Annotated in this window: 22 protein-coding genes and 1 pseudogene; 12 read left to right on the forward strand and 11 right to left on the reverse strand. The window is 63.7% G+C overall.

All coding sequences use genetic code 11. The features are described 5' to 3' along the window. Nucleotides 1-82: 82 nt before the first annotated feature. Nucleotides 83-2,143 (reverse strand): FAD-dependent oxidoreductase, encoded by a 2,061-nt coding sequence (locus tag SM753_RS01785; RefSeq protein WP_323190318.1) that lies wholly within the window; start codon nt 2,141-2,143, stop codon nt 83-85. Nucleotides 2,144-2,483: 340 nt separating this feature from the next. On the opposite strand from SM753_RS01785, the gene SM753_RS01790 reads away from it, so the two are divergent. Continuing rightward, on the forward strand, nt 2,484-3,266 hold the full coding sequence (locus tag SM753_RS01790; RefSeq protein WP_323190319.1) for an IclR family transcriptional regulator: 783 nt from the start codon (nt 2,484-2,486) through the stop codon (nt 3,264-3,266). A gap of 63 nt (nt 3,267-3,329) precedes the next feature. On the opposite strand, the gene SM753_RS01795 is transcribed toward SM753_RS01790, so the two are convergent. Beyond that, the gene (locus tag SM753_RS01795) at nt 3,330-3,746 is read right to left on the reverse strand and encodes a VOC family protein (RefSeq protein WP_323190320.1); all 417 of its coding nucleotides are present in this window, start codon (nt 3,744-3,746) and stop codon (nt 3,330-3,332) included. Between the two features lie 476 nt (nt 3,747-4,222). On the opposite strand from SM753_RS01795, the gene SM753_RS01800 reads away from it, so the two are divergent. Together SM753_RS01800 and SM753_RS01805 are read left to right on the forward strand one after the other, a co-directional pair. Then, nucleotides 4,223-5,290, forward strand: coding sequence for a S66 peptidase family protein (locus SM753_RS01800; protein ID WP_369335318.1), 1,068 nt, complete (start codon nt 4,223-4,225; stop codon nt 5,288-5,290). 670 nt (nt 5,291-5,960) lie between these two features. Further along, nucleotides 5,961-6,290: an EthD family reductase gene (locus tag SM753_RS01805; protein WP_323190322.1), complete on the forward strand. Its 330-nt coding sequence runs from the start codon at nt 5,961-5,963 to the stop codon at nt 6,288-6,290. 110 nt (nt 6,291-6,400) lie between these two features. Here SM753_RS01805 and rqcH read toward each other — a convergent pair whose 3' ends face one another. Beyond that, nucleotides 6,401-8,506 (reverse strand): ribosome rescue protein RqcH, encoded by a 2,106-nt coding sequence (gene rqcH, locus SM753_RS01810; protein ID WP_323190323.1) that lies wholly within the window; start codon nt 8,504-8,506, stop codon nt 6,401-6,403. 121 nt (nt 8,507-8,627) lie between these two features. Between rqcH and SM753_RS01815 the strand changes: the two genes are divergently transcribed. Further along, complete coding sequence (locus tag SM753_RS01815; RefSeq protein WP_138797613.1) at nt 8,628-9,449, forward strand: ZIP family metal transporter; 822 nt, start codon at nt 8,628-8,630, stop codon at nt 9,447-9,449. Nucleotides 9,450-9,591: 142 nt separating this feature from the next. Further along, on the forward strand, nt 9,592-9,924 hold the full coding sequence (locus SM753_RS01820) for a HalOD1 output domain-containing protein (RefSeq protein ID WP_323190324.1): 333 nt from the start codon (nt 9,592-9,594) through the stop codon (nt 9,922-9,924). 66 nt (nt 9,925-9,990) lie between these two features. On the opposite strand, the gene SM753_RS01825 is transcribed toward SM753_RS01820, so the two are convergent. Continuing rightward, entirely contained in the window at nt 9,991-11,643 is a 1,653-nt protein-coding gene (locus tag SM753_RS01825) for a tRNA uridine(34) 5-carboxymethylaminomethyl modification radical SAM/GNAT enzyme Elp3 (protein ID WP_135534365.1), read from the reverse strand. Between the two features lie 237 nt (nt 11,644-11,880). Between SM753_RS01825 and SM753_RS01830 the strand changes: the two genes are divergently transcribed. Beyond that, nucleotides 11,881-13,221, forward strand: a complete 1,341-nt coding sequence (locus tag SM753_RS01830; RefSeq protein WP_323190325.1) for a hemolysin family protein — start codon at nt 11,881-11,883, stop codon at nt 13,219-13,221. A 47-nt stretch (nt 13,222-13,268) separates the two neighbouring features. Here SM753_RS01830 and SM753_RS01835 read toward each other — a convergent pair whose 3' ends face one another. Beyond that, nucleotides 13,269-15,320, reverse strand: coding sequence for an OB-fold nucleic acid binding domain-containing protein (locus SM753_RS01835; protein WP_323190326.1), 2,052 nt, complete (start codon nt 15,318-15,320; stop codon nt 13,269-13,271). 50 nt (nt 15,321-15,370) lie between these two features. Continuing rightward, complete coding sequence (locus tag SM753_RS01840) at nt 15,371-15,634, reverse strand: hypothetical protein (protein ID WP_135534368.1); 264 nt, start codon at nt 15,632-15,634, stop codon at nt 15,371-15,373. A 260-nt stretch (nt 15,635-15,894) separates the two neighbouring features. On the opposite strand from SM753_RS01840, the gene SM753_RS01845 reads away from it, so the two are divergent. The 3 genes from SM753_RS01845 (at nt 15,895) to SM753_RS01855 (ending at nt 17,836) form a co-directional block, all read left to right on the forward strand. Then, a complete protein-coding gene (locus SM753_RS01845) occupies nt 15,895-16,629 on the forward strand; it encodes a metal-dependent hydrolase (RefSeq protein ID WP_138797619.1) in 735 nt (244 codons plus the stop codon). A 261-nt stretch (nt 16,630-16,890) separates the two neighbouring features. Then, on the forward strand, nt 16,891-17,274 hold the full coding sequence (locus SM753_RS01850; RefSeq protein ID WP_135534370.1) for an OsmC family protein: 384 nt from the start codon (nt 16,891-16,893) through the stop codon (nt 17,272-17,274). A gap of 91 nt (nt 17,275-17,365) precedes the next feature. Beyond that, nucleotides 17,366-17,836, forward strand: coding sequence for a DUF5799 family protein (locus tag SM753_RS01855; RefSeq protein WP_323190327.1), 471 nt, complete (start codon nt 17,366-17,368; stop codon nt 17,834-17,836). 77 nt (nt 17,837-17,913) lie between these two features. Here the strand turns inward: SM753_RS01855 and SM753_RS01860 are convergent, their stop codons facing one another. The 3 genes and pseudogenes from SM753_RS01860 to SM753_RS01870 all read right to left on the reverse strand — a co-directional run bounded on the left by SM753_RS01860 (nt 17,914) and on the right by SM753_RS01870 (nt 19,522). Then, a complete protein-coding gene (locus SM753_RS01860) occupies nt 17,914-18,060 on the reverse strand; it encodes a hypothetical protein (protein WP_323190328.1) in 147 nt (48 codons plus the stop codon). Between the two features lie 154 nt (nt 18,061-18,214). After that, nucleotides 18,215-18,403, reverse strand: a pseudogene (locus tag SM753_RS01865) (twin-arginine translocase TatA/TatE family subunit); the annotation flags it as partial. A gap of 138 nt (nt 18,404-18,541) precedes the next feature. Further along, nucleotides 18,542-19,522, reverse strand: a complete 981-nt coding sequence (locus SM753_RS01870; protein WP_135534373.1) for an isocitrate/isopropylmalate dehydrogenase family protein — start codon at nt 19,520-19,522, stop codon at nt 18,542-18,544. A gap of 468 nt (nt 19,523-19,990) precedes the next feature. On the opposite strand from SM753_RS01870, the gene SM753_RS01875 reads away from it, so the two are divergent. The 3 genes from SM753_RS01875 to SM753_RS01885 all read left to right on the forward strand — a co-directional run bounded on the left by SM753_RS01875 (nt 19,991) and on the right by SM753_RS01885 (nt 22,372). Then, on the forward strand, nt 19,991-20,524 hold the full coding sequence (locus tag SM753_RS01875) for a hypothetical protein (protein WP_323190329.1): 534 nt from the start codon (nt 19,991-19,993) through the stop codon (nt 20,522-20,524). 130 nt (nt 20,525-20,654) lie between these two features. Next, the gene (locus SM753_RS01880; protein WP_323190330.1) at nt 20,655-21,929 is read left to right on the forward strand and encodes an acyl-CoA thioesterase/bile acid-CoA:amino acid N-acyltransferase family protein; all 1,275 of its coding nucleotides are present in this window, start codon (nt 20,655-20,657) and stop codon (nt 21,927-21,929) included. Further along, nucleotides 21,926-22,372, forward strand: a complete 447-nt coding sequence (locus SM753_RS01885; protein ID WP_323190331.1) for a Rid family hydrolase — start codon at nt 21,926-21,928, stop codon at nt 22,370-22,372. Before SM753_RS01880 ends, SM753_RS01885 begins: the two co-directional genes overlap by 4 nt. A 21-nt stretch (nt 22,373-22,393) precedes the next feature. Here the strand turns inward: SM753_RS01885 and leuD are convergent, their stop codons facing one another. Together leuD and leuC are read right to left on the reverse strand one after the other, a co-directional pair. Continuing rightward, complete coding sequence (leuD, locus tag SM753_RS01890; protein ID WP_135534377.1) at nt 22,394-23,020, reverse strand: 3-isopropylmalate dehydratase small subunit; 627 nt, start codon at nt 23,018-23,020, stop codon at nt 22,394-22,396. 79 nt (nt 23,021-23,099) lie between these two features. Continuing rightward, nucleotides 23,100-24,518: a 3-isopropylmalate dehydratase large subunit gene (gene leuC, locus SM753_RS01895; protein WP_138797624.1), complete on the reverse strand. Its 1,419-nt coding sequence runs from the start codon at nt 24,516-24,518 to the stop codon at nt 23,100-23,102. Between the last annotated feature and the right edge of the window lie 54 nt (nt 24,519-24,572).

Consider the following 24,572-nt stretch of genomic DNA (forward strand, 5'->3'; position numbering starts at 1 on the left):
TTAATAAAACTTCCTCCGTTCTCAGGCCAGAGTATACGCCCATATGGAAAATTGGCCAAGTTTTTCCAACTCGATAGTGGTGTTAGTTCAACATTTCTCGAACAGCGCGTTCGCCCTCGTGGATCGCTTCCATGATCGTTCGCGGCGCGGCCGCGTCGCCGATAATCTCGACGCGGCGGTCGTCGAGTGCACGCCAGAGGTCGTCGTTCGCACGGTGAAAGCCCGCGAGGACGACGCTGTCGACCCCGTCGATCCGCACCGACTGCCCCTGTTCCTCTAACAGGACATCGGGCCACTCGATCTCGCTCACCGTCGCGAACGTGTGGAGGTCGACCGGGTTGTCCAGCGAGAACAGATCCGCGTGGAGTTTCGACTTGGTCGGCCCGGTCAGATCGCTCGCCGGTTCCGCGCCCGGCATGACGAAGTGGACGTCGCACCCGTCTTCGGCGAGCGTCTTCGCCGTCCCGATACCTTTCCAGTGGTGTTCGCCGTCGTCGACGACGACGACGCGGTCGCCGGGGTCGCTCGCAGCGCCGTCCCCTTCGCCGAGAACGTCGGGGCTGTGGAGGATCCTCGCGTCGTCCCACCCCGTAACGTCCGCTCGTCTAGTTCCGAAGCTCAGGTAGCCGCGGGGGAAATCAGGCGGGCTGGATCCCGTCGCGACGACGACTGCGTGAGGGTCCTGCTCCTCTACTAGCTCCGCTGTCACTTCGGTGCCGGTTTCGACCGTCACGTCCTCTCGCTCCAGCGCCGTCTCCAGCCACATGATCGGTTTCTCGAACTCCTCGCGGTTGGATATCTCCTTCGCCGACCGGACCTGCCCGCCGAGTTCGTCGTCGCGCTCGTACAGCGTCACCCGGTGTCCCATCCGCGCGGCGGCCTCCGCGGCTTTCATCCCGCCCGGACCGCCGCCGACGACGAGGACGGACTTCGGGTCATCGGTGTGTGAGAGCGTCCCCATTCCGAGTTCGTCCTCGAACCCCGTCGCCGGGTTGAGGACGCACCGACACTCCGCACCGTCGTAGATGCGTTCGATGCATCCCTGGTTGCATCCCATGCACTCGATGAGTTCGTCGAGTCGGCCCTCCTTCGCTTTGTTCGCGATAGCGGGGTCAGCGATGTGACCGCGGGTCATCGAGACGAGATCCACGCTCCCCTCCGCGAGGAGACGGTCCGCGTCTCGCGGGTCAGTGACTCGCCCGACCGTCGCGACAGTGACGTCCGGATAGTCGGACTGGACGGTCTCAGCGATCTGGTTCGCCAGCGGCGCGTACAACTCCTGTTCGTGTTGCATATCGGGGATGATGTAATCCTGTCTGAGATACGTCCCCGCTTTCACGACCAGATAGTCGACCTGTCCGGTGGCCGCGAGTCGGCGAGCGACTTCGGTGTACTCGTCGACATCCATCCCGCCAGGTGCGAAATCCTTCGCGTTGATCTGCAGTCCAACGACGAAGTCGTCACCGACGCGCTCCCGCGTCGCATCGAGCGTCTCGCGGACGACCCGAAGTCGGTTTTCGAGACTCCCGCCGTACTCGTCGTCGCGGTCGTTGGAGTACGGCGAGATGAACTGCGAGAGGAAGTAGCCGCCGTAGCCGGAGTGGATCTCCACGCCGTCGAAGCCACCCTGCTGAATCACTTCGGATGTACGTGCGTACGCGTCGACGATCTCACTGATCTCGTCGGAGGTCAGTTCGTGGGGCATCTCCCCGTTTACAGGGCCGGGGATGTCGCTCGCCGAGAGCACCGGTTGCTCGGACTGGAGACTCGTTATCTGTCTGCCGTAGTGGAGGTTCTGGCAGATGATCTTCGCACCCTCGTCGTGAACCGCGTCCGTCAGTTCCCGTAGCTGCGGGGCCATCGTCTCGCCGTCCCACCCGCAGATCGCGCTCCCGCTCATCGACGACGGATGGTTGGCGAGATAGGCCATCACGATGAGACCGATACCGCCTTTCGCGCGTTCGACGTAGTAATCGATCAGTTTGTCCGTTATCTCCGTGCCGCTGGCGTAGTTCGTCGTGTGTCCGGTCATCATCAACCGGTTCCGGAGATCGACGTTCCCGATAGACGTGGATTCGAAGAGTTCCTCGAACTCGTGTTCGTTGGGGGTATCGTCGGCTAATACCGCCTGATCACTGTCCATAATCGTTCGAGAGTCCGCGACGATCTTTAATAGTAGTTTGGGACACGGCAACAGTCAGCAATGAGACGGAGTCGGACAGAGAGACAAGGACACGGCACCAGTACATTCGAATAATACGGACGGACAGGGGCGGATGAGAGAACGGAAACGAAACAGATCAGACTACGAAAGGCGTCCGGACAGGAAAGTATACCGCTCGATACTGCTGATACAGCACCTGTCGGAGCGAACGAAGCAGAGTATACAGACGCGGAAGTCACATTCGAACACCCGAGACCGACCGGATCAAAGTTCAAGTAATTCGAATAGACTTATGCAAGAGGAAAACGATCGATTACCTATGACGACAGATTCGGGGACCGGTCAACGCCGCCCGGTCAAGACGGTCGAAACTGCTGTCGGGATCCTGGAACTCATCAAGGTACGGGACGGGGCGACGCTGCCCGAACTGACGGACGAACTCGACATGGCGAAAAGCACCGTCCACCGTCACCTCAAAACGCTGGAGAACCTGGATTTCGTAGTGGAAGGGGACGACGGATATCGTATCGGCCTCCGGACGCTTGATTTCGGGATCTACGCTCGGGACCAACAGTCGGTGTTTCACGAAGGGAAAGACAGAGTCGAGGAGTTAGCCGACGAGACAGGCGAGAAAGTGTGGCTGATAACCCACGAACGCGGTCGGAGCGTCCACCTGTTCAGCGCGACTGGGGCGCGCTCGGTGCGGACGCCCGCGCGCGAAGGTAATCAGGGGTATCTCCACCAACTCGCCGCAGGCAAGGCAATTCTGGCGTCCTTTTCGGAAGAGCGCGTGCGTTCGATCGCCGACGAGTACGGGCTCCCCGCTGAAACGGAAGCGACGATCACTGATAGGGACAAACTGTTCGACGAACTCGCGAGCATACGGGAGCGAGGAGTCGCGTTCAACCGCGGCGAGTCGATACCGAAACTCAACGCCGTCGGCGCACCGATAACCGATAGCGACGGGGAAGCGATCGCCGCGATCAGCGTTTCCGGACCCTCGAACCGTGTCAAGGGAACGTATCTCACCGAGGAACTCCCCGAACGGCTCCTCGGCGTGACCAACGAGATCGAGATCAACCTCAGCTACGCCGAATCGTAACGGTCAGGGACAGTTCGGCCATCACCTCTCTCGCCGGATTCTCCGCGGCGTCTCGACGGCGATTCAGGCTTCCAGAACTTCGACCATGTTACCCTCCGGATCGCGGAGGAACAGTATCCGGGTGCCGCTTTCCGTCGTCTGCGGTTCGCTCACCGTGTCGATGTGGTCCGGTAACTCGTCGTAGAACGAGTCCAGGTCCGAAACGGAGAGTCCCAGATGCTTCGCGCCGGCCTGGGTGACGTTCTCGGCGGTAGCGTTCTCGTCTGTCGGGCCGTACTCGACCAGTTCGACCCGAGTCTCGCCGGCATCGAGATGCACGAAATCCCCTGAAGCACCATCGACGCCGACGCCGGTCGCGAACGCTTCGCCCGACACGGAAAACCGGTCGACTTCGTCCAGTCCGACGGCGTCGCGGTAGAATTCGACAGCGCGGTCGAGGTCGGACACCGTAATGCCGTAATGGTTTGCGCTGAGTGCCATCGTATCTGGTTTTGAGGTCGTCACGGGCAAATACTCTTCGAACAGGCCGCCTTTCGCTCGCAGCCGGTTTTACAGAGGTAGAACTGTAACCTTCTCTCGGGATCGGACCGTTCGGTTACTTTTTATTCGAATCACTCGGACGGCAGTAGCTGCCGCTATGCCGTCGGACTGGCCGGGGTAGCCTCGAATACAGCCGGAATCGGTCTCTCCCGTGATATGTACCGAACACGCCCGGCAAAGGTTCTCCCCGCGTGTTCCAGGCCAGAACGATCGCGGTACGATTAGATCAGTAAAACGGATAGGCAGTTCTATTTGATTCGATCCTTTCGAATATATCCACGAACCCACGCGTACTGTTCCGCAATGGCCCTATAGCGCGGCGACGGCGAGCAGGGACCCTTCGTCGACTGTGTCACAACTTGTGATTTCGTCCCACACCGTCGAAAACCCCTTTTACGAGCGTGGTAACGTATGGCCTGATGAAATTCGACACTCCACCCGCGCTGTCGCCCGGAGATTCGGTGGCCGTTATCGCGCCCTCTAGCGGCGGCGCGCGGAACGCGCCGCACGTCTTCGAACTCGCGCTGGAACGACTCCGGTCAACGTTCGACCTTAACCCGGTCGTCTACCCGACGGCTCGTCAGAGCGACGAGTTTCTGGCTGCCAATCCGCGGGCCCGCGCAGCGGATGTCCACGCCGCGTTCCGGGACCCCGACATCCGGGCCGTCTTCGCGACTATCGGCGGCTGGGACCAGTTGCGGATACTGCGCCATCTGGACACGGCGGTCCTCCGCGAAAACCCGACCCGCTTCTTCGGGATGAGCGACAACACTAACCTCTCGCTCGCGCTGTGGAACGCCGGTATCGTCTCCTACAACGGGGCGCAACTGATGAACGAACTCGCCGTCCCCGGCGAACTCCCCGACTACACCGAGCGATACTGCCGACGGGCGTTCTTCGAGGACTCCCTCGGAAGCCTAGAGCCCTCCGCCGAGTGGACTGACGAACCGAGCACCTGGTGGACGAACCCCGACGAACTGGAGACGCCGCCCACGTACGAGTCGAACCCCGGATGGCGGTGGGCGGGCGGCACGGAACCGACCGAAGGACGGATCTGGGGTGGCTCTCGCGCGATCATCGAGTGGCAGCTCGCGACCGATCGGTATCTCCCCGACCCAGCGGACCTCGACGGTGCCGTTCTCGCGTTCGAGATGGCCGAGACGATCCCAAGTCCGTCCGAAATCGCCGCCACGCTGATGTGTCTGGGCGAACGCGGCCTCCTCGGTCGGTTCTCGGCCGTTCTCGTCGGTCGGCCGCCGGGCCGAAGCTACCTCGAAGAACCGCCGCGCGAGGAACGCGAGTCCTACCGACGGCGGGTGTACGACGCCATCGTCGACGAGGTCGGGCGATACAACCCCGACGCACCGGTCGTTCTGGGACTCGATTGGGGCCATACGAATCCCGTCGTCCCGCTCCCGGTCGGCGGCCAGGTAAGCGTCGACCCGCAGGCCGAGACCGTGACGTTCCCGGAACGGGACGGCTGAACCCAGCGGAATTTCCGGCCGCGAGCGCGCGGTGTCGAGACACGACACGAACCGCGTGACGTTCGGCAGGAAGATCGTTCGTCCGCCATATTAGTCTAATTTCAATAATATATTTTATTTTGAGAACAGTGAGTTTTGAACGTCCGTGTATTGCTCTCGCCGCTCCCTCGCGACGGCATAGGTCCCAGCGGCAGCGATGTTCGGGACGACCGTAGCCGCGTCGTCTCCGTGGATGATATCAGATATTTTGCGGCATCATCTGTGCCGGAGAGCTTCGCACATAAAGGCGGTTTTGAAACCACTATGGGCGCTTTAGCTTCTTTTCCGTCCACAACAACGATCGCTCTATCGGTAGAATATTCCGTGCTTTTCGGCGATGAATCGCCGTGGATGCTCTACTAGTACAGGCGGTTACTGCCGCGCTAGCCAGGTCCCTCTCGGGTTCGTTTCGAGACGCTGGTGTAGAGAAGACACGAGAATTCGAATACATACATACTGGTATTTCTACGTAATAGTAATAAATATTACTATTGAGTAAGCAGTCGGTCACTGGGTCGAAACTCGTCTCGCAGGCGTCGGTCGCTCCGTCGGAATCGAGGTGTCGATCAACTCGGTCGGTCGCAAACGAAATACCCGTAGTTTCAGTACGGTCGAGGATCGATCTGACGGTATGGCAGCCAAAATGGTCATTCTGGCACAACGCGAGGACGGTACGTCACACGAGGAGTGCATCGAGTACATGGAAACCGAACACGCGCCGCTCGTCGAGGAGATGGACGGCGTCCAGACGTACACGTACTCTATTCCCTTCGACCCCGACCGTAGCGGCGTCGACTACGTCGCTCAGCTTCACTTCGAAAGTCCGGCGGCCATGGACGAAGCGTTCGGCTCCGACGCCGGCAGCCGCGTCCAGGACGATGCCGCTTCGTTCCTCGACATGGACGCGACCGAAATGGTCGCCGTCGGCGAGGAAACGACGTATCTCGACCGGTCCGAGTGAACTTCCCGTAAGCGCTCATCGACAGCGGCGGGCGACGGTGGCGCTTCTGAGCCCGACACCCCAACGGACGTCGACGAGTGAGAGCGACAGGTGTCCGTCTCCGACCGGCGTCAGTCCTCCGAGATTCGACTGCCGCCAGGAGGGAGGAAATGCTGGATCCGGTCGGGACTGGCCACCTTGCGGACGAACGACGTGTCCTCGAAGCGTTCGCGGAACTCGCGGTACAGCTTCTTGCCCACGTCGGCCTGCGCGTACTGGCCGGGTTCCACCTCGATCCACGTCTCGGCCTGGTCGCGGATGGTCGACGGCGGCCCGCCGATAACCCGCGTCGAGGGCTCGCAGGTGATGCCGACCGCGACGCCGACCGCAACGTCACGGAAGTACGTGCGGTCGCCGCGAATGGCGAATCCGCCCTTCTCCAGGAACTCGCCGCTCTCCGGCGTCTTGCTCACTTGGTCCGGGGTGACCATGTACGCGTCCCCGGCGAAGCGCCCGTCTTTCCACACCGAGGAGTACGAAACCGCGAACTGGGCCGCCTCGTCTTTGCTCTGCTGGGGGATATCGACGTTTTTCCCGGACTCGCTCGGCCCCGTCGCCTTGATCACCGTAACGGGGCCGCCGTGGGCCTGCGCGTGGAAGAACAGGTCGCCGGGTTCGAGGTACTTCTTGACGAGTTCCTCGTTCTGGTCGGCGTCGCGGCCGCCGATGACGAGGAAGTCGTCGCTCGTGTAGAACCAGCGGAACCGCTCGTACCACTGTTCGGAGCGCCGGACCGGGATCGAGGGCCGCGAAAGCCAGTCGATGTCTTCCGTCTCTTCCTCGTCCTCGGTCCCCTCGTTGCCCTCGTCGTCGCTTTGCTCCCACTGCTTTTTGCGTTCGCGGACTTCCGCTAACGCCTCGCGGGTGTCCTCGATCGCGGCCTGCGCGCCCTCTTTTTTCTCCTCAATGCGTTTCGCCTCGGTGTAGAGGCGGTCGGCGTTGTGTTCGACGCCCTCGCTGGCGTCGAGTTCCACGTCGGTCCCGTCCAGGCGAACGGTCACCGTTCCCTCGTCGCCGTTTACGTCGACGACTGCCTCGGCGGCCTCGATGCCCCGGTCCGCACCGTCTTCGAAGGTGTCCGCGATCTCTTCCCACGAAGTGTCGCGCTCGCGGGCGTCCTGTACCGTCGAAAGCACGTCGTCCACGAGACCGTAGCGTTCGTAGAGGAGTTCGGCCCGTTGCCGTTCCTCCTGTGCCTGTTGCTCGAACCCTTGGATCGCGTTCTGTTGCTGTTCGATAATACGCTCGTTTTTCTCTATCTCGGACTCGAAGTCGGGCGAGTCGTCGACCGCGGGTTGGTCGTCGTCGTCCGAGCGGTCGAGTTCGTAGAAGTACTCGTCGACGGCCGCGTTGAACGTGTCGGCCGAACGGCTGTCGAGGCCTTCGTACTCGCTGAGCGGGAACGGCGTCACGTCGACGTCCTGTCCATCTTCCTCGTAGATCCGGGGGTCGAGTTCGGCGTTTTCGAGTTGTTCGCGGAGGCGATCCGCGGCGTCGAACAGCGCCTCGTACTGCTCCTCCGTCGCGTCGGCGATGTCCGTCCCCTTCTCGACGCCTGCGCGGGAGCAGAGCTCCTCCGCGTACAGGCCGCCGAGGTTCAACTGCGTCGCGAGCGTCCGCACGATGTCCGAATCCGACTGGTCCATCGACGCGGCGAACTGTTCGAAGTCCATCCGCAAGGGATTCCCCTGTGAATCGGGGAACTCGTACTGCGAACCCGGCGCGACGGTCCGGGACTTGAGACGGACGGTGTCGAGCGAATCCACGACTTCGTCGTTCGCGTCGAGAACGGCGACGTTGCCGGGGCCGAACAGTTCGGCGATTATCGTCGTGTTCTCGTCCCCGCGCTCGAAGTGAAACTCCAGAATCCGGTCGAACTCGAACTGCTCGACGCCCGCGAAATCAGCGCCGGACAACCGGTTTCGCAGCATCATCGCGAAGTTCGGCGGCCGCCCCGGCGCGTCCGGTACGTTGTCCGGATCCGCGACGTGTGCGCGCTTTACGTCTCCGACCTCCACCAGCAGCTCCACCCGCCCGCGGTCGAAATCCCGCATCTTGAGGCGCAAGAAATCGTCGCCGTAGAGGTAGGCCTTGTCGACTTTCGCCCCCTCGTAGCTCCCGAGTTCGCCGACGAGGGCCGCGAGGTCGACGCTCGTCAGTTCCCGCTTTTGCTCCATGTCCGTTCTTCTCGTGGCCGCGGGAAAAGGCTGACCGATCGGCTCTCCCGGTATCGCCTCGGATCACTGTCAGACCGGCCGCCACGCGGGTTTTTTACCGGGGCAATGCGTTGCCGTTCCCATGTCGTCGCTCGGCGAAGTCGTCACGGTCGCCCTTCTGGCGGGAAGCGCCACCGGCATCGGCGCGCTTCCGATCCTCGTCACTTCCCGCATCAGTCACAAAATGTACGACTCGGCGCTCGGGTTCGCCGCCGGGATCATGTTCGGTGCGGCGGTGTTTACCCTCGTCGTCCCGGGACTGGAACTCGGGTCGATGACGGAGGTACTTGTCGGCCTCGCCGGCGGTGGGCTGTTCCTCCTCGGCGCGAATCGACTCGTCCCGCACATCCACCTCCTGTTCGGGCGGGAACGCGGCGAAGGCAAGGGACAAGACGCGACCCCCATAGATGCCGAAGCGGTCGTCGACGTGCCGAAGGAACCGGACATCGACGACAAGATGCGGAAGGCGATGCTGGTCGGCAGCGCGATCACGATCCACAACATCCCAGAGGGCCTCGCCGTCGGCATCGCCTTCGCCAGCGGACAGGAAGGTATCGGGTTCGCTATCGCCGCCGCCATCGCCGTCCAGAACGTGCCCGACGGGTTCGCGATGGCTGTCCCCGCGAGTCAGGCGGGCGTCTCGAAGGCCAAGACCGTGCTGTTTACCACGCTGTCCGGCGGCGTTCCGGAACCAGTCGCCGCCGTCATCGGGTTTTTGCTCGTCGAGTTCGTCGTCGATGCGTTCCCACTTGCCGCGGGCGTCGCAGCGGGCGCGATGATGGCCGTCATCTTCCGCGAGATGATCCCTGAAAGCCACGCACACGGGTACGCAGACGCTGCGACGCTGACGTTTATCGCGGGGTTCGCCGTGATGACGTTTATCGATACGACGTTTACGGTATGAACGGCCCGCACGGACGCGATTTTTCCAGTTCAAATTAATTAGACATAATCCTTATCCGTATTCGCAACACCGTTCTGTACGTGTGGCTGCAAGAACCGGTCACCGATCGGATGGCACCCCGGAACGGTGAGGACGATGGCAGATGAGAGACTCGGATAGGGACACTCCCGACTCCGACGGAGACACCTACGTCGTCCATCACGACTGGGACGAAGACGATTCGCTCAGTTCGACAGTGGTCACTGCCGTCGCCGCCATCAGAAACGTCGAACCGACCGCTATAGATCCGTTGAACGAGGCGGTCGACCCTGACGCGTTAAACACCATCTTCGAGAACAGACACGGCGGGGCTGAGCGCTCGGGGGCGACCCTAACGCTCCGCTTGAACAAGTGTTCGGTGACGATACACGGCGACGGCCGCGTCGTCGTCGAAGCGCCGGGCGAGGCGGCCAGCGGGGGTAACAACGTGCGGTGAAAGACGGTCCCGCCGCTGCTTCTCGGCCTAGTCCGCGTGCCCGACCGCTCGGGTCGCTCTCGGACGCTACAGTCGTTTGCTAACGTACGGCCCGTCCTGATAGTAGCCCAACTTCTCGCGGTAGTACTCCCGCGCGCCGATACCGCTGATAACGCTTACCTTCTCGTAGCCGGCGTCGGCCGCGATGGCCTCGGCCCGTCGGAGGAGTTTCCGGCCGTACCCCTTGTGCTGCCAGTCGTAGCTCTCGTTTCCGACCTCCACCATCGGTCCGTACACGTGGAGTTCACGGACGAGCGCGGCGTCGTGCAGTTCTTCGCGCTGGGTGTTCCCGGGGAACCGTAGACGACAGAAACCGATCAATAAGTCGTTGTCGGGGTCCTCGTAGCTGATGAAGTGTTCCGTCCCGCCCCCGGCCTCGTACGTCGTCACGTCGAGTTCGACGTCCTCCGGGGCTTCGTCGTTCATGCCGACCTCGCGACAGCGGATGCAGTCGCAGGTCCAGCCGTGTTCGTCCATCTTCTTCCGGGCGAGTTGCCGGAGGTTGGATTTCCAGACGCCGGCGTCGATGAAGTCCGCGGGAATGTCCCGCTGGACCCGCTGGAGGCGCGTGTACTTGGGGATCATCGACTTGATCTCGGCGACCAGTTCCGCCGCCTGTTCGTTGCCGAGGGGGTCGTACTCGTCGTTGTGCCACATGTCGTACGTCTGGGTTCCGCGGACGACCAGAGTCGGGTAGATCTTCAGGTAGTCAGGCTTCCACTTCTCGTCCTCGAACAGTCGCCGGAAGTCCTCCAGACACATCTCCTCGGTCATGCCTGGCTGACCCGGCATCATGTGGAATCCGACCTTGAACGCGGCGTCGCGCAAGCGGCGGTTGGCGTCGATAGAGGCCTGTGCACCGTGGCCCCGGTGCATCTCGCGGTTGATCCGCTCGAAGGTGGTCTGGACACCGACCTCGACTTTCGTCCCGCCCAGGCGGAGCATCCGGTCTATCTGCTCCTGGTCGCACCAGTCGGGCTTCGTCTCGAACGTCGTCCCGATGTTGCGGACGTCGGCCGTCTCGTTGCGGGCGATCACGTCCTCGACGTACTCGAAGTCGTACTCCTCGGGCTCTTGAGCAAAGCTTTCGCCCTGGGCGGGTTCGGGCTGTTTGTCCACGTCATATTCGTTCATGGCCTGTAGCGCCCGCTTGACGAACCACTCCTGGTAGTCGTGGCTCCGGGCGGTCATCGTCCCGCCCATCAGGATTAGCTCCACTTTGTCGACAGGATGGCCGATCTCCCGTAACTGCTCCAAGCGGAGGCGGACCTGTCCGTACGGGTCGTAATCGTTCTGTACGCCGCGAGCGGCGGCGGGTTCGTTGCCGGTGTAGCTCTGCGAACTGGAGAACTCCGAGTCGGGACCGCCTGGACAGTAGAGGCATTTCCCGTGCGGGCAGTTGTGCGGGCTCGTCATGATGGCGACGGGCGAAACGCCTGACGCCGTCCGGACCGGCTTGCGCTGTAGCACCGATTCGAGTTCCTCGCGGCGCTCCTGGGGCGCGAAATCGAGGATCTCGGAGTTCTTCGGCACCTTCGGCGAAGAGTGCTCCGAGCAGACCTCCAGTTTCGCCTTCTCGACGTCGTCGCGTTCCAGGTCGCCTTCGAGGATGCGGTCGACCAACTCCTCGCAGACACGCTCGAACGCGTCCGACTCGGTGGCGTCCGACTCGATACTCATTGTGGATAAATGGCTCCGTCGAGCGGTTAAGCGTGTCGCTCGGGGGAGACGGGCGTATCATGTCATCACCGTTTTGTGATTTCACTGCGTATCCCGGATCATGAACGTCGTCCCCCCACGAGACGATGACGCTCCGTTCTGCGTCGTAGCCACAAGAGAAACGACCTCCCGAACCCCGGCGGAAGGTACGCGGGTCGGCTCGACACCACTGCGGACTCGTTCCCGGAGCGGACGCGGATGGTAGACGTCCTGTTCTCGGCAGCGCGTCTCTTGGGCGCGTTGTTTCTGGTGCTTCTGAACGGGTTCTTCGTCGCCGCAGAGTTCGCCTACGTTCGGGTCCGGTCGACGGCCGTCGATATGCTCGTCGAAGAGGGGAGAGCGGGCGCGGACACGTTGCAAGACGCCCTCGAGAACCTCGACGATTACCTCGCGGTCACCCAACTCGGGATCACGATCGCTTCCCTCGGCCTCGGCTGGATCGGGGAACCGGCCGTAGCGGCGCTCATCGAACCAGTCCTCGCTCCCGTCCTGCCGTCGTCAGCCGTTCACCTCGTCGCGTTCGCGGTCGGGTTCGGCTTCATCACGTTCCTGCACGTCGTCTTCGGTGAACTCGCGCCGAAGACTATCGCGATCGCGAAAGCCGAGCGGATCGCCTTGCTCGTCTCGCCGCCGATGAAGTTCTTCTACTACCTGTTCGTCCCCGGTATCGTGGTGTTCAACGGTACGGCGAACTTCTTCACCCGCCTGGTCGGCGTCTCGCCAGCGTCCGAGACGAACGAGACGCTTCAGGAAGAGGAGATACTGACGGTGCTGACTCGCTCCGGACGGGAAGGCCACATCGACAGAGAGGAGGTCGAGATGATCGAGCATGTCTTCGAACTCGACGACACCTCCGTCCGCGAGGTCATGGTCCCGCGGCCGGACGTGGTGACCGTATCCGCCGACCTCCCCCTGTCCGACCTACGCACCCTGATAACCGAGGCGGGACACACCAGATACCCGGTCATCGAGGCGGACGGGGAACAGATAACCGGATTCGTCGACGTCAAGGACGTTCTGCGGGCGATCGACTCCGTCGACGGGGACGCCGTCACGGCCGGCGACCTCGCGCGCGATATCCCCGTCGTTCCGGAGACCGGGCGAGTCAACGACCTCCTGACCGAGTTCCAGACCGAACAGACCCAGATTGCCGCCGTGATCGACGAGTGGGGGTCGTTCGAAGGGATCGCGACGGTCGAAGACGTCGTGGAGGTGATCGTCGGCGACATCAGGGACGAGTTCGACGCAAACGAGCGCGAACCGACGATCGACCGTCGCGGCGAGGGGACGTACGCCATCGACGGCGGCGTGACGATAGCCGAGGTCAACGAGACACTGGACACCGAGTTCGAGGCCGACGAGGTCGGAACGATCGGCGGACTGGTGCTGGACCGACTCGGCCGCGCTCCGGAGATCGGAGACCGGATCACGATGAACGGCTACGACCTGAAGGTCAATGGGTTAGACGGGGTTCGGATCTCGGAGGTCGTCGTTCGAGAGAAAGAGACAGACAGCGAGGCGACGAGCGAGTCGGAGTAGCCGGCGTCGCCGCTGTTCGGAGAGAACGACGGAAAACGCGGTGGCGTCTATTCGCCCAGTTCTTCGGCGACGGCGGTGACGACGCCGTCGAGGACTTCGTCGCGCTCGCCGGTCAGGAATTCGAGATGGCCGTCGCGGCCGCCCACGACGGAGATACCGGCATCGTCGGCGTACTCGCTCGCCGTCTCGGCGACGGCGCGAACGTCGACTGCCTGGGTACTACGGAGGTGGATCTCGTCGTCACCTGCACCGAGAGTGACGAACGGTTCGTCGGCGTCGTCTCGGCGACGACGGTGGAGTTCATCCAGTAGCAGCGTCGTCGGCGGGAAGTCGAAGCGGTGGGTGAAGTCGTCGGTGTCGAGGACGGCGAAGGTGACGCCGTTCTCGCCGCGGACCGAGAGGTTCCGGTCGGCCGTTTCGACTTCGGTGTCTAACTTCTCTCGGAACTGCTCGCTCACGTGGGCGGCGAGGCTCTCCGCGTCGCCGGGAGCCTCGGCCTGCCCGAACAGGAGGTCGGCGACGAGTTCGCGCTTGTCGTCGTAGGACTGGTAGTACGCCTCCAGTGCGATGGCCTCGCGCCGCTCTCGGAGGGCCGTCTCGTCGTAGCCGGCCTCGTCGGCGAGGGCGGCGTACTGTTCGGGTGCGTCGCCCCAGTAGCTCACCGCCGGCAGGTGTCGAAGGTCGTCGCGGATGTCGTCGCGGACGTGCGCGGCGACGTTCGCGGCGAGCGCCGTAGTGGTGAGGTCGTCGTCGGCGTCGCCGTCGGCCAGACCGGGGTTGACGATGGTGTCGACGTCGTCGACGATATCGTCGTCGGGATGGCTGGCGTCGACGACGACGCGGTGAGCGCCGTACACGTCGAGGAGGCGGTAGCCGTCGCTGGATTCCAGGGTGCTACCGGCGTCCACGAGGACGACGAGCGGGAGCTTCTCGCCGTGTCGCTCCTGCGCTTCGAGCATCTGGGTAGCGTCGTTCGTCGCGGCGTCCATGTCGTACACTTCGCCGTCGAGCGGACGGCGTTCGACGTAGTGGTACTCGGCGTCAGCCTTGACGTGTTCATCGCGGACGAGCGGCAGGACCGCACGCTCGATCGCGGCACCGGCGGCGTAGCCGTCAGCCGTCGCACTGTGGCGGACGATGACGGGTCGCGCTTCGAAGACGGCGCGCCGGACCGCCTCGGCGGCGTCGCCGATCGCGGTTTCGACGGTATCGGCGGGGTCGTCGTCGGCGAGCAGGTCGATCTCGCCCGGGCGGGCGCGGTCGGTCATCGCGGCCGTCAACCGCTCGTCGACGGCGGCGGCCTCCTCGTCGTCGAGGACGACCAGCGATTCGGTTTCGACCTGCAGTTCGTCGCGTCGGAGTTCGACCTCGCCGTCGAGGCGGACGTAATCGTCGGTTTCGACGTCGGGGTAGGCCCGGACGCCGGCCTCCTTGAACGCGGCACATTCGACCGTACTGGTCTCGTCGCGGAGTTCGAACACCGTGGGACCGGAGGTCTGCCGAACGCCGGCGACCTCTCCCTCGATCCGGACGCTGTCACCGACCCGCTCCGAGAGGGACTCGATCGTGACCCGCGACGGGTCCGACTCGGGTTCCTCGTCGGTCGCTTCGGTCTCGGCCTCGTCTTCGACCGAGTCGGTCGTCGCTACCGCACTGGCGCTCGCTGCGGCCGCACCGCCTCCTGAGGGCTCTGCGGCCGCGTCTTCATTTCCCGTCGGACTCGCCTCCGGCGCATCGGCGTGGGGGTCGTCTACGAGCGTTCCGCGGAACTCGTCTTCGCCCTGTCGGATCGACCACCCAAGGTCGACGTTGCCGTTGTCTCGAACGTCCGTCACCTGGACGTAGACGGTGTCGCCCGAGTCCCAGTCGAGACTCTCCAGGCGCTTGTCGAGTTCGCTCTTGTGGAGGAGGCCGGTGACGCTGTCACCGACGTCGACGAACACGCCGAATTCGGCGAAGCCGTCGACGGTGCCGCGGTAGTAGCGGCCGGGGGTCAGTTCGTCTGCACTGTCGCCTCTGAATTCGAAGAGGACGTCTTCTTCATGGCTACTGCAGATCCGCCCGTCGGCGGGCGTACCGCAGATGATACAGGTACCCATTTGACAGAGATAAATATCCCTGGCCTAAAACGGTTGTCGAAACGAACTCGCTACTCGAAAACCGGGCTATCGTCCTCCAGCGCCTCCACGTCGTCGACTATCGATCGTACGTCCTCCGGAAACAGCGCCACTTGCACCTCGTTTCCGTCCTCGTCCTCGAAGACCAGTTTGACGCGCTTGTCCCCGAACTCCCTTGCCTCCGCGTCGGTCACGTCGAACAGTTTCGCCGAGGCGGACTTGTTCGACGGACCGACGTTCTTGATAGCGCCGTCTTTCAGTTCGACCATGAAATCGTCCAGTTGGAGCGTTAGCACGAGAGACCGTTGGGGAGACATCGCTAAAACGGTATGCACGAAAACCGCCGGAAGCAGAACCAGTTCGCCGTCGTCGTTCACACGTGTCGGCGGGTAATACGTATCGGCAGGTAGATCCGTGTTCACACGTGTCGAGTGGCAGACTCCGGTTGTTCGCGCCCGTCTACCGCAAACAACCACTGTCTCCGGTTTCTCCGTCCGCGTTTCGGGGTTCGCTCCGCCCACGTTTAAGTGCAGTTCGGACGTATGTCCGGACGACTATGGAACTAACCTGGCACGGCCACGCCACGTGGCACGTCGAAGTCGGTGAAACGTCGCTTCTGATCGACCCGTTCTTCGACAACCCGCACACGTCGCTTGACCCGTCGGACGTCGAGCAACCCGACTACGTCCTGCTGACGCACGGCCACGCGGACCACGTCGGCGACGCGGGTCACTTCTCCGACGCGACGCTGGTCGCGGTACCGGAACTCGCCGCGTTCGCCGAGGACGAGTTCGGCTTCGAGGACGCCGTCGGCGGGATGGGGATGAACCTCGGCGGCACCGTGGAGTGCGGCGACGCGTACGTGACGATGCACCGCGCCGACCACACGAACGGCATCAACACTGGCTACGAGTACTCCGCCGGTCCGCCCGTCGGCTACGTCATCAGCGACACGAAACCCACGCAGGTTTCGGACGAGGAGAGCGAGACGTTCTACCACGCGGGCGACACCGGCCTGATGACGGAGATGCGCGACGTTATCGGCCCGCACCTCGAACCGGACGCAGCCGCCGTCCCGGCCGGCGACCACTTCACGATGGGACCGATGCAGGCCGCCATCGCCGTCGACTGGCTGGACGTCGACCACGCGTTCCCCATGCATTACGACACGTTCCCGCCGATCGAGATAGATACCGACGACTTCGTCAACGAGGTCAAAGGAACCGGTAGCGACGCCGAGGCCCACGTGCTGGACGGCGACGAGACGTTCGACCTGAGCGAAGGGTACTGATACCGACGGCTGTACCCGACTGCGGATCGCCGCCAGATTGGTCGGCGGCGTCTACGCCCGCGTCCTGCTTTACGCCGTTGTACACGGCGACATGCGGCCGTTCTTTCCCGTCGAGGCGAATCCGCTCCTCGGCGTTCCATCGGTCGGTCCCCTCTACGCGGGGTGTATCGCCGCCGGGGGGTCTCGGTGCCATCCTGTGGGTCCGTCGTATTTTCCGAGTGAGCAACGCTTACGACACCGGCCGTTGATGTTGCAGTTGCAATGGCAAAAGAAGTCCACAGCGTCTCCGAAGAGGGGTACAGCACGACGAATCAGATCCGCGATTTCGAGACGACCGTGGACGCGACCGGCGAGGAAGCACCGGACACGCTGGAGGCCCTGCTCGCGGCGTACGCCTCCTGTTACGTTCCCGCTCTCCGCGTCGGAGCCGAGCAACGCGACGCCGGCGACCTGGGTCGCATCGAAATCGACGCGACAGGCGACCTCAACGACGACGACAAACTCGAATCAGTATCGTTCGACGTCACGACTGACGCCGACGTGGACGACGACAAGAAGGAAGCGATCATCGAGCGAGCGGACGAACTGTGCAAGGTCGGCGACGCCGTCAAAGGCGACCTCAAGGCGGAAGTTTCGATCCGCTGAAGTCGGTTCGCCGGTTTCCTGGCGGTTTCCGACCGCAGAACGGCGTACGGCGGGGGAAACCCTGATACCGCTTTGTTACTAATCGACTGGTATGACAGACAGCGAGTGGACCGACCGTATCGTGGGCGACCGAATGGCGGTCGACCAGGAGTTCTCTCAGCACGTTCAGAACTCCCGGTTCTCGAACCAGGAGTGGGGGATGATCATGACCGCCGTCGAACTGGACATAGAGAACCCCGACGACCCGGAAGCGGCGCGCATCGTCGCCGTTACCGACAACATCGATCAGGTGATGCCGGCGATCGAAGAGGCCCGTTCGAAGATGGGCGGGATGGGCGCAGGCGGCGGTGGCGGTCCCAGCGGCGGCGCTCGCTCGGGATCATCAGAGGGGTTTCTCTCCGGAATCAAGGACGCGCTCGGTCTGGGCGGCAGCGAGAGCGGCGGGGACGGGGAACGCGCCGAAGCCGCCGCAACGTTGGCACAGGAGTACGCCGACGAGTTACAGGCGCATCTCGAACAGAAGGGGAAGTGGGAGGAGGTCCGGACGGCTGCGCAGGGGTAGAGTAGCCATCGAAACGGATTACCCATCGATCGCCTGCATACGGGCGACCGAGGAGGCAACGACTGTTAATCGCCGGTCTAGCCGTCGCCCGACCGAAACAGCGTCAGCTCCTCGGCCTGGTAGATGTTGATGAGTTCGTTGACGAGTTCGTCGTAGGATTCGTCGTCGACGCGAAGCGCGTCTAACCGCTCGACGGTGTCCTCGTCAAGATCGATCTTTGGCATGACAGAACCAACGCACGCAAACGGCTTAAACATGAGCCGTCAGTGCATCAGGTGACGGGGCCAGTGCATCGGGTGACGGGCCATCAGTGCGTCAGGTGACGGCGTCTCCGGACGTGCGTCCGCTCCCGTCGACACGGACGGACTGACGGCGTTAGTCCTCGTCGCGGAGTTCTTCCAGTTCCTGTCTGGTCTTCTCGCGCCCTTTCCTGAACTCGCCGATGGCTTCGCCGCTGGACCGTGCGAGTTTCGGGATCTTCTTTGCGCCGAACAGCAGGCCGACGAGCAGCAGTACTGCGACGAGTTCGAGGCCGCCGGGCGCGAACAGCGGTGTTGCTACTGGCATCGTGTAGTACACCTGTTCGAGTGTTAGGTGCGAGAATAGTAATACTTTCTCGTCGTTCCGACTCCGCGGGAACGACCGCCTGCCGAAACGGCCACCGTTACCAGCGGTCTCGCTGTCGTCAGCGCCGGAGAGCTACGCTCAGAGGCGGTCGATCACTGCCTCTGTGACGTCCGACGTAGTCGCGTCGCCGCCGAGGTCCGGGGTTCGCGGCCCCTCGTCGAGAACGCCCTCGACGGCGGCGCGCACGCGGTCGGCCTCGTCACCGTATCCGAGGTGGTCGAGCAGCATCGCGGCCGAAAGGATCATCGCCGAAGGGTTGGCGATGCCCTTCCCCGCGATGTCCGGCGCGGAGCCGTGGACCGGTTCGAACAGCGCGTTCTCCGAACCGACGTTGGCGCTCGGCAAGAGACCGAGTCCGCCGACGAGCCCCGCCGCGAGGTCCGACAGCATGTCGCCGGCGAGGTTCGGGCAGATCACGACGCCGTACTCCTCGGGATGCATGACGAGATGCATCGCCAGCGCGTCCATCAGCGCGGTGTCGTACGCCGCGTCGCGCTCTTCGGCGACGGCCTCGGCCGTTTCGAGGAACAACCCGTCCGTCTCGCGCATCACGTTCGCCTTGTGGGCGACGGTGACATCATCGTAGCCGTTGGCCGCGGCGTAGTCGAAGCCGAACTCGGCGATGTCGCGGGACGCGTCCTCAGTGACGACGCGAGTGAGCGTCGTCACGCCGTCGGCGATCTCGCTCTCGATACCGGAGTAGACACCCTCCGTGTTCTCGCGGATGAACACGATATCGGTATCCGGCTGGACGGCGTCGAGTCCGGGGTACGAGACGGCCGGGCGGACGTTCGCGAAAGAGCCGACCACGTCGCGGAGCGGAAGGATGACGTCCGCCGCCGTCTCGCCCGCCGCGCCGAACAGCGTTGCGTCGCTGTTCGCGGCGATATCTCTGGTGTCCTGCGGCAGCGCCTCTCCGGTCTCTGCTTTCACTGCGTCGCCGGCATCGCCCTCGACGAACTCGAAGTCGGGGGCCAGCGCCTCTAGTACGTCGACTGCGGCGGGCGTCACTTCCTGTCCGATCCCGTCGCCGGGGATGACGGCGATCTGGTGAGTCATAGCTACCGAAACGTAGCGGTGGTTGGAAAGGGATTCGGTACCGGTAGGACTTCTCCAGAGTTCGGCCGCTGGTTCGCGGGGCCGCCGGGCGTGCCGAACGGTGTAGCCGCTGAACACCTCAACAACCACCCCAAGCTATTTATCCCCGGGGAACGAATTATTAAGTAGAGACGGACCGCGGAATTAAATCGGTAGCTTCTTGTATCGGTTCCCAGTATATTCTGTTCCGACGTCTGACCCCAGTAACGGCGCACTCTGAACCGTATCCGTATCGTGAGGATGCGACCGAAACCGACCCGTCACCGCCATCGGCCAGCCTGTTCGGTCCCGTTGACCGACCATCCACGCGCCGCTTTCGGGGAGAGACGCCGGAAAACACCCATCCGAGAGATCGGGTCCCGACCGAAACTGCACCGACACCCGACCGAAACCGCACTGGCATCCAACCATCGCGACACAGATCCATACATGCAAGACCGAACGACAGCAGACGACGCACTCGAATCAGTGACCGACCCCGCCGCGTTCAGCGACCGCGAAGCTATCGACGAAGTCACTGACAGCTTCCCCCACCCGGAGCAGGACCACTGCGAGGCCGACTACGCGGGACGAGCCATCGTCGGCGTGACGAACGAGGACGGGGAGACTCTGATCATCGTCGACCGCGATGCGGGCGCTGCGGTCCTGCCAAGCCCGAAGGTCGAGACCGACGGCGACTACGTCGCCGCCGCGAAGGAAGAGGTCGCCGACGTGGCGGGTATCGACGTCGAGATAACCGGGGTCGAACGCGTTCGACACGCCGAACACGTCGTCGAGGGCGAGGACGACCCCTTCGACGAGACCACCCATCTCGTCTTCTCGGCGACCCCTGCCGACGAGTACACCGAGGCGTCCGTCGACGGCGACGAATCCTGGACGGTCGAGTGGCACGACACCGTCCCTGCCGACCTGCTGGACGACGACGCACCCCCGAGCGACGACGTGCAACTGTTCGTCGACTGACCGACCCCTTCGCAGACACACACCGCGACCAGCGACACGCGGCACCGAACGCGACCAAACCCAACAGACAGCAACAGCTATGTCCGACCGATCTGCACGACACGATCCGAGTTCGACCGGCGACTCAAGTGTGACTGGCGACTCAAATCCGTCTCACGACTCAAGCACGTCCGACAGTTCACGCACGACCGACGGTTCGAGCACGACTACCGGCTTCGCAATACGAGCGCCAGCGACCAGCCCGAACGACGAACCGATCACCGTCAGAATAACGGGTGCGACCCCGAACGCGACGGTCGAGTTCGAGGCGTCACTGGTCGACGACGACGGCGTCGAGTGGCGCTCCCGGGCGACGTTTACCGCGGACGCGGAGGGCGTCGTCGACCTGACCGAACGCTCGCCCGAAAACGGAACCTACGACGGCCTCGAGCCGATGGGCTGGCTGTGGTCCATGACGACCGACGCCGACGCCCTGCTGCCCGAACTGAACACCGATCCCGCGGTCACGGTCGACCTGCGAGCGGCGAGCGGCGATCGTCACGCCAAGCGAACCATCACCCGGCAACTGTACGACGACGGGGTCACGTCGCGGCCCGTCAAACGGGACGGCCTCGTCGGCACGCTCTACGAACCGGCGGGTGACGGCCCGCATTCGGGCGTGCTCTCGCTACACGGGTCCGGCGGCAAGACGCCGGTCCGAACCGTACAGCTACTCGCCTCGCACGGGTACGCTACGTTGGCGGTCCAGTACTTCGGCGAGGACGATGCGATCCCCGACGACCACCGAAGTATCCCGCTGGCGTACTTCGACGAGGCGGCGGACTGGCTCCGCGAGCAACCGGCGGTGAAAGACGCCCGACTCGGCGTCGTCGGCGGGTCCCGCGGCGGCGAACTCGCACTCCTGCTGGGTGCGCGCCGCGACTGGGTCGGGGCGGTCGTCTCCTACGCCGGAAGCGGCGTCGCGTGGGACACGCCGAGCGGCGAACCCGGCTGGGTCGACGGCGGCGAGGCCGTCCCGCACCTCGAAGGCAAGGACATCCCGCGGGAGACGATCCAGGCGGGACTGGAAGACGAACCAGTCGATGCCGCGTCTATCGCGGTCGAGGAGACGCAGGGGCCGGTTCTGCTACTCTCGGGCGGCGACGACCGGCTCTGGGACGCGAGACGACTGTCGAATATCGCGCTGGAGCGTCTGAAAGAGGCTGATTTCCCGCACGAGTACGTTCATCGAACCTACGACGACGCGGGCCACCTCATCTCGGTGCCGTACGTTCCGACGACGGGCTTCGAGAAGGGCGGTGGCACGCCGCGTGGGACCGCACACGCGGCAGTGGACTCGTGGCCGACGGTGCTTGACTATCTCGAACGGGGACTCGACGCCGCGGAGGTGGCGAACGACCGATGAAGAAGACGGTCATCGCACCCGGTCAGGGTACGATAGAGTCCGACGAACTAGACGAACCGCAGATCTCCCTGGCGATCGCAACTCATCGCGAGGACTGCATTCACGTCGAGTGTAACGGGCTCGTCTATCCGGAGGGCGACGTTCGCGAGCAGACTCGCGAACTGTTCGGCCTCGTCGAGAAGATGCTCGACGACCTCGACGGCACCCCGAACGACCTCGTCAAGCTACGCTGGTACGTCGAGACGGGGGTGTACTCTCCGTCGACGCGGGGGACCGTTCAAGAGGTGCAGTCCGAGTTCGTCGACCGGCCCCACTATCCGGCGGGGTGTGTGGTCGAGACACCAGCAATACCTGTTTCGGGAGCGGTTCTCGAACTCGACGCGACGGCGACGATCCCCGACGACGGGTGGACCGTCGAGACGATAGCCGGGGAGAAAGAGTGAACGGTCGCAGGCGCAGCTAACTCAGACGCGCTTGCCGTCCTCGACGTACGGCAGCCGTTCGGCGGTGTCGCGGATCGCCTCCTCGTTCGATTTCATCAGCGCGGTCGTGTCCCAGACGCCGTCGACCAGCGCCTTCCGCTGGGCGTCGTCGACGGTGACGTCGACGGTCGTCTCTCCGTACGTCACCGTCTCGGCCTCGACGTCGACCTCGATGTCGCCGTCGGGATTCTCGTCAACCCAGTCCTGCAGCGCCTCGATAGTCTCGCTGTCGGCCGTGACTGTCGGGATGCCGAGCGCAAGGCAGTTTCCAGCGAATATCTCCGCGAACGACTCGCCGATGATCGCGTCGATGCCCCAGCGCATCAGCGCCTGCGGAGCGTGCTCGCGGGACGACCCGCAGCCGAAGTTGGCGTTGACGACCATGACGTTCGCGTCTTGGTAGCGCTCCTCGTTGAACGGGTGGTCCTTCTGGTTGTCGTCCTCGTCGAACCGCAGGTCGAAAAACGAGAACTGGCCCAGACCGTCGAACGTGACCACCTTCATGAACCGCGCCGGGATGATCTGGTCGGTGTCGATGTCGTTGCCGCGGATCGGGACGCCGGACCCGGAGACGTAGTTGACCTCGGGGATTTCGATGTCGTCGCTCATGCGGACCACCTCGTGCGGTCCGCTTGCGTAGAGAAGTCGCAGCCCGCGTAACGCAGTGAGCCGGACCGTCTTCGCGTGCTCATGCGGAGGTCACCTCCTTCAGGTCGCGGACGTCAGTGACTTCGCCGTTGACCGCCGCCGCGACGACCATCCGGGGGTTCATCAGGACGGTCCGACCGTCCTTGCTTCCCTGTCGGCCGACGAAGTTGCGGTTCGACGAGGAAGCGCAGGCTTCGTCGCCCTCTAGCTGGTCCTCGTTCATGCCGAGGCACATCGAACAACCGGCGTTGCGCCAGTCGAATCCGGCCTCCTCGAAGGTCTCTTTCAGCCCCTCCTCCTCGGCGGCCCGCTGGACGCGCTGGCTGCCGGGGACGACCATCGCGCGGACGTCGTCGTGGACCTCTCGGCCCTCGACGATGCGCGCTGCGCGGCGCAGGTCGGGCAGGCGAGCGTTAGTGCAGGAGCCGAGGAAGGCGACGTCGATGTCGTACCCTTCCATCGTGTCGCCGGGTTCGACGCGCATGTGTTCCTGGGCGCGCCGGGCGGTGTCTCGTTTCTCCTCGGGCAGGGATTCGGGTTCCGGGATCGGTTCGGTGACGCCGACGCCCTGGCCGGGCGTGGTGCCCCAGGTGACGACGGGTTCGAGTTCGGAGCCGTCGATGGTGACGACGTCGTCGTACTCGGCGTCCTCGTCCGAGCGGATGGACTCCCAGTACTCCGTTCGCTCCTCGAACGCCTCGCCCTCGGGGATCTCGTCGCGGCCTTCGAGCCACTCGTAGGTGGTCTCGTCGGGGTTTACGTACCCCGCGCGAGCGCCGCCCTCGATCGACATGTTGCAGATGGACATTCGGCCTTCCATGTCGAGGTTCTCGATGGCCTCGCCGGCGTACTCGTACACGTATCCGACGCCGCCCTCGGTGCCGAGGCGTCGGATGATCTCGAGTATGACGTCCTTCGCCTCGACGCCGTCCGGTAGTTCTCCCGTCACCTCGATCTTCCGGACCTTCTGTTTCTCCATCGCGATGGTGCCCGTCGCGAGCACGTCCCGGATCTGACTAGTGCCGATACCGAACGCCAGCGCGCCGAACGCGCCGTGTGTCGACGTGTGGCTGTCGCCGCAGACGATAGTCGTTCCGGGCTGGGTGAGGCCCTGTTCCGGGCCGATGACGTGGACGATCCCCTGATCGCCCGTCGTCGGGTCGGAGAAGTCGATGCCCGCATCGCGGACGTTCTCCTCCAGTTCGGCCATCATCTCCTCGGCGGAGTCGTCACCGTAGGGCCGTGACTGGTCCGATGTCGGGACGATGTGGTCGACCGTCGCGTGTGTCAGTTCGGGGTAGGCGACCTCGAGTTCGCGCTCGCGGAGCATGCCGAACGCCTGCGGGCTCGTCACCTCGTGAATGAGGTGGAGGCCGACGAACAGCTGGTCCTGACCCGTCGGGAGTTCGGTCACCTTGTGGTTCTCCCAGACCTTGTCGTACAGCGTGCCCTGACTCACGCGAACCACCCGGCTACAGCGAGCGTGTGGTCGGCCGAGGCTGGACTATCGGAA

This window comes from Halostella sp. PRR32, from assembly GCF_034808085.1.
In the GTDB taxonomy this organism is placed as follows: domain Archaea; phylum Halobacteriota; class Halobacteria; order Halobacteriales; family Natronoarchaeaceae; genus Halostella; species Halostella pelagica.

Coding starts and splice junctions, on each gene's coding strand:
- SM753_RS01785 (WP_323190318.1), bottom strand. CDS start 2,143: ATGGACAGTGATCAGGCGGTATTAGCCGACGATACCCCCAACGAACAC.
- SM753_RS01790 (WP_323190319.1), top strand. CDS start 2,484: ATGACGACAGATTCGGGGACCGGTCAACGCCGCCCGGTCAAGACGGTC.
- SM753_RS01795 (WP_323190320.1), bottom strand. CDS start 3,746: ATGGCACTCAGCGCAAACCATTACGGCATTACGGTGTCCGACCTCGAC.
- SM753_RS01805 (WP_323190322.1), top strand. CDS start 5,961: ATGGCAGCCAAAATGGTCATTCTGGCACAACGCGAGGACGGTACGTCA.
- rqcH (WP_323190323.1), bottom strand. CDS start 8,506: ATGGAGCAAAAGCGGGAACTGACGAGCGTCGACCTCGCGGCCCTCGTC.
- SM753_RS01815 (WP_138797613.1), top strand. CDS start 8,628: ATGTCGTCGCTCGGCGAAGTCGTCACGGTCGCCCTTCTGGCGGGAAGC.
- SM753_RS01820 (WP_323190324.1), top strand. CDS start 9,592: ATGAGAGACTCGGATAGGGACACTCCCGACTCCGACGGAGACACCTAC.
- SM753_RS01825 (WP_135534365.1), bottom strand. CDS start 11,643: ATGAGTATCGAGTCGGACGCCACCGAGTCGGACGCGTTCGAGCGTGTC.
- SM753_RS01830 (WP_323190325.1), top strand. CDS start 11,881: ATGGTAGACGTCCTGTTCTCGGCAGCGCGTCTCTTGGGCGCGTTGTTT.
- SM753_RS01835 (WP_323190326.1), bottom strand. CDS start 15,320: ATGGGTACCTGTATCATCTGCGGTACGCCCGCCGACGGGCGGATCTGC.
- SM753_RS01845 (WP_138797619.1), top strand. CDS start 15,895: ATGGAACTAACCTGGCACGGCCACGCCACGTGGCACGTCGAAGTCGGT.
- SM753_RS01850 (WP_135534370.1), top strand. CDS start 16,891: ATGGCAAAAGAAGTCCACAGCGTCTCCGAAGAGGGGTACAGCACGACG.
- SM753_RS01855 (WP_323190327.1), top strand. CDS start 17,366: ATGACAGACAGCGAGTGGACCGACCGTATCGTGGGCGACCGAATGGCG.
- SM753_RS01860 (WP_323190328.1), bottom strand. CDS start 18,060: ATGCCAAAGATCGATCTTGACGAGGACACCGTCGAGCGGTTAGACGCG.
- SM753_RS01870 (WP_135534373.1), bottom strand. CDS start 19,522: ATGACTCACCAGATCGCCGTCATCCCCGGCGACGGGATCGGACAGGAA.
- SM753_RS01875 (WP_323190329.1), top strand. CDS start 19,991: ATGCAAGACCGAACGACAGCAGACGACGCACTCGAATCAGTGACCGAC.
- SM753_RS01885 (WP_323190331.1), top strand. CDS start 21,926: ATGAAGAAGACGGTCATCGCACCCGGTCAGGGTACGATAGAGTCCGAC.
- leuD (WP_135534377.1), bottom strand. CDS start 23,020: ATGAGCGACGACATCGAAATCCCCGAGGTCAACTACGTCTCCGGGTCC.